General features: G+C 64.9%; 4 protein-coding genes and 1 pseudogene. 3 read left to right on the top strand and 2 right to left on the bottom strand.

Annotated features, from left to right (window positions below):
* Positions 1 to 94: 94 nt before the first annotated feature.
* Both ACH4U7_RS53060 and ACH4U7_RS53065 read left to right on the top strand, forming a co-directional pair.
* Positions 95 to 552, top strand: a pseudogene (locus tag ACH4U7_RS53060) (helix-turn-helix domain-containing protein); the annotation flags it as partial.
* A 79-nt stretch (positions 553 to 631) separates the two neighbouring features.
* Positions 632 to 985 (top strand): integrase, encoded by a 354-nt coding sequence (locus tag ACH4U7_RS53065; protein WP_398534924.1) that lies wholly within the window; start codon positions 632 to 634, stop codon positions 983 to 985.
* Here the strand turns inward: ACH4U7_RS53065 and ACH4U7_RS53070 are convergent.
* The gene (locus tag ACH4U7_RS53070) at positions 963 to 1268 is read right to left on the bottom strand and encodes a helix-turn-helix domain-containing protein (protein ID WP_014181294.1); all 306 of its coding nucleotides are present in this window, start codon (positions 1266 to 1268) and stop codon (positions 963 to 965) included. The genes ACH4U7_RS53065 and ACH4U7_RS53070 overlap by 23 nt on opposite strands.
* Complete coding sequence (locus tag ACH4U7_RS53075) at positions 1265 to 1648, bottom strand: type II toxin-antitoxin system RelE/ParE family toxin (protein WP_398534925.1); 384 nt, start codon at positions 1646 to 1648, stop codon at positions 1265 to 1267. Before ACH4U7_RS53075 ends, ACH4U7_RS53070 begins: the two co-directional genes overlap by 4 nt.
* Positions 1649 to 2785: 1137 nt before the next feature.
* Between ACH4U7_RS53075 and ACH4U7_RS53080 the strand changes: the two genes are divergently transcribed.
* Entirely contained in the window at positions 2786 to 3154 is a 369-nt protein-coding gene (locus ACH4U7_RS53080; protein ID WP_398534926.1) for a hypothetical protein, read from the top strand.
* The last annotated feature ends 397 nt before the right edge of the window (positions 3155 to 3551 follow it).

Consider the following 3551-nt stretch of genomic DNA (forward strand, 5'->3'; position numbering starts at 1 on the left):
CTGCCACCGACAAAGACTGAACAAGACCACCGACGACGCGAAAGGGTCCAAACTCAACCGTCCAAAATGGGTCACGGTTCAGCCGCCGCCGACACGGCGGACCAAGCCCGGTCGGCCACCGACCACGAAGGCGGTCAAAGAGCTGGTGCTGCGGCTGGCCGCGGAGAATCCACGCTGGGGGTGTAGCCGGATCCAAGGTGAGCTCGTACGGCTCGGGCATCACGTTGGAGCCTCGACTGTCTGAAGATCTTGACCGCGGCTGGCGTAGGTCCTGCTCCCCGGAGAGCCGGGCCAACGTGGCGAGATTTCCTGACGGCGCAGGCCGACTCCATCATCGCCTGCGACTTCCTCCACATCGACCTGATTGATCTCCGTCGGGTCTACGCGCTGGTTTTCCTCGAACATGGCACGCGCCGACTGCATATCGCCGGCGTCACCGCTCACCCGACCGCGCGGTGGACGGTGCAGCAAGCCCGCAACCTCGCCCTCGAACTGGGCCCGCGCTTGGAGTCACTGCGTTTCCTGATTCGCGATCGGGACAGCAAGTACACCGGTGAAGGGTGTCTTTATTGCCGCATGGTGGTTGACCTGGGGCTTTTCGATCGCTCAAGTATGGGCATGATCAGTGATCGTGGGTCTGCGATTGCGCTACCTGATCTTCTGCCGACTGCTGGGCTGCTTCCTCTTGCTGGGCCGATCGCCCGCCGCGAGCAACGCCGAGATCCTTGCGCTTCGTCATGAGGTCGCTGTGCTTCGCTGGCAGATCGAACGGCCGCGGCTCTCCTGGGCTGATCGTGGCGTGCTCTGCGCTCTCGCACTGCACCTCCCACCCGCCGTACGCCGCCATCGGCTGGTCACCCCGGGCACGCTGCTGACCTGGCACCGTCGTCTGGTGCGCTGGAAGTGGCACCAAGCACCGGTCCCGTCCGGTCGTGTGCCGTTCGGAAACTCGTCGTTCCTGGTCAGGCTGCGTGGCCGATGGTGATGTGGAGGGGCTGGCCCAGGGCGGTTGCTACGCGCAGGAGGGTGCGGGTGGAGGGGAGGGTGAGGCTGGTTTCGAGGCGGGCGATGGCGGGTTGGGTCATGCCGGCGCGGCGGGCGAGTTCGGTCTGGGACCAGCCCAGTTCGGTGCGGCGCTGGTAGACGGTGCGGCCGATTTCGATGGCCAGCCCGGTTTCGTCGTAGATCTGCTGAGCCTGGGGGGCGAGACCGGTCTCCTCGTTGGCCAGTTCCTTGGTTCGGCGGGTCTTCCATGTGGAGTGGTTCACAGTTCTTCCTCCTTCACGTTGCGGTCGTAGATCTCGTGGCTGTCGGCGGGGCGGTGTTTGGCTTCACACCGTTGCTGGGCTGCGTGGGCGCGGTCGACTTCCGCGGTTTCGCGCATGCGGGTCTTGTGGAAAACGGTGAGCATGACGATGCGTCGGGCGGGGGCGAGCCAGTAGGTGATGCGTTGTTCGCGGCGGTGCAGGGAGAACCGTAGTTCGCGTAGCTTGCCGCCCAGGTGGCGGGTCTGGGGTTCGCCGAGTGTCTCGGCATGGTCGGCGAGGAAGTCGGCCAGCTTCATCACGCGCAGGTAGTCGGCGGGTGGGAGCGAGTCCAGCCACTGCTGGACTTCCGCTTCAAGCTCGATTTCGTACCGCTCACCCATACCAAAAATCATATACCGATGCCGCGCGGGACTCCATCGGGCCGGCTTGTGATTCGTCTCTGCGGGAATGGAGTGTGGGCGAAGGGGGGTGAAGGCGGTGTCGACGAGGATCACATGTCGACCCCGCGACGTGAACGGCCCCCTCGGCCTCTGCGGCAGTGTGAATGTTGGCGCCGCTGTCGACGGCGGTGACACGCGTGCGGGGCTCCCTCTGTGACTGGCGGTGTATCGCTCCGTACCGCCCCGAGCGGACCGCTACAGAGTGAAACGGTTGGCTACCAAGAGTGGTCGCTGGGCTGGGGGTCAAGGGGTCGCAGGTTCAAATCCTGTCGTCCCGACCAGCATCATCGCAGGTCGGAGGCCGTTTCCGCGGGTAGCGGAGGCGGCCTTAACCGTTTCCGGGCTGGGAGCAAGTGGGAGCCCTCTGGGAGCCCTCGTGCTCCCAACTCGCAGACGTGTCAACGGTGCCCGATTCGTCCGTCACCCGATCCGGTAGACCTATCGCGCCGTACCGCGCCCCCACGCGCCGTCGTCAACTGCAAGCCCCCGACGTCACCCGATCGATTCGGATGCTCTCTGCATCGAGAGGTATAAGAACCCCTTGTCGGCTCTCGACCCCCTTTCGAGGTGGGAGCACGATCTCGTGCTCCCCATGCGACAGGGGGAAGCTGCGGGCTTAAGGGCCTCGGTCGGCGTGTTTCCGCAGGCAGCCGGTGCTCGGGTGTCTCGGCAGCAAGGTGCCTGCCGTGTCAAGGCGAGGTAATGCCCCTTGATGTCCGCTGGCAGACGGGGCACTCCCAGGGCGTGAGCGCCCTATCGGGCTCTGCGGCGCCGTGGCGAGACAGTCGGCAGGTGCCCTCACGCACATAAATAGTGTGTCAAGCGCCTGCTGGGCTGGCGGCTGAGGGGTCTCCGCAAGGGGGGCAAGGTTTCGGCTCGGTCGTCTTTGGGATGGAAGGTCAGTGGGATGATCGGGTTGTGCCTGGACGGTGGTGCGCGAAGTGACGAGCTGCTGGCCAGGGTATTGCGACAAATCTGGTGTTGCGGTTACACGGTGACGGTGGGTTGAGCCTCTTAACTTGTGCCGGGCGCGGTGGCCCGGCCTTTCGTGAGGGGAACTGGATTGGTACGGCAACCGTGGTCCTGGCCATCGTCTCGATTGTCTCTGGCAAGGTGTGTCTGCTGGTTGGCCTGTGGCTGCGTCTGCGCTGGCGCACCCGGCACGAGCAGGTGCAGCGCCAGTACCTGACTTCGGTGACTCAGTCGATCGCCGAAGGCGGACAGGCGGAGGTCGTGGAGCAGCGGCCCGACGGACACAGCGTCCGCATCAAGTCCACCTGTAACTCGGGGGGACGAACGCGGCGTGAGTATCTACGACTCGGCGGAGGGCGCTGGCAACCTGGCCGAACCAGCACGCCCCTTCCGACTCTGGAAAGTCATCGGGCGTTTGAGCGCGCAGCAGCCGGCCGGGCGTTCGCCGTGTTCTACCGGGAAGCGATCGGCTGATCGTGTATCTAATCGTGAGTGGCGTTCCTGCGGCAATCGCCGCGGAGATCGCCCAGGATTGCATGATCGAGCTGCTCAGACGCTGGGACAGCGTCAAGCACCCACGTGCGTATGTCTGCAAAGCCGCAGGCCGGATGTGGGCCCGCAGGGTCGGAAGCGTGTAGATGGAAGCGCCCGTCGATGAGTTGCCGGAGCCGACGTCTTTGGTGCCAAGCCCTGATGCGCTTGCGGAATTCGAAGCACGCCACGACATGCTGCAGATACTGAAGAGCCTGCCTCCTCGGCAACGCCAGGTCCTGTCCTTGAGGTTCCCGACTTGTATTGGCTGTAGCGGTGCGCGGTCGGGTTGGCCGCTCGTAGCGTGCCGTAGGACGCTGGGTTGGATGGCTCGTGAGGT

The organism is Streptomyces sp. NPDC020845 (assembly GCF_044334165.1).
Classification (GTDB): Bacteria; Actinomycetota; Actinomycetes; order Streptomycetales; family Streptomycetaceae; genus Streptomyces.

Excerpts from the sequence above, each read along its gene's own strand:
- ACH4U7_RS53075 (WP_398534925.1), bottom strand. The coding sequence starts at position 1,648 with ATGGGTGAGCGGTACGAAATCGAGCTTGAAGCGGAAGTCCAGCAGTGG.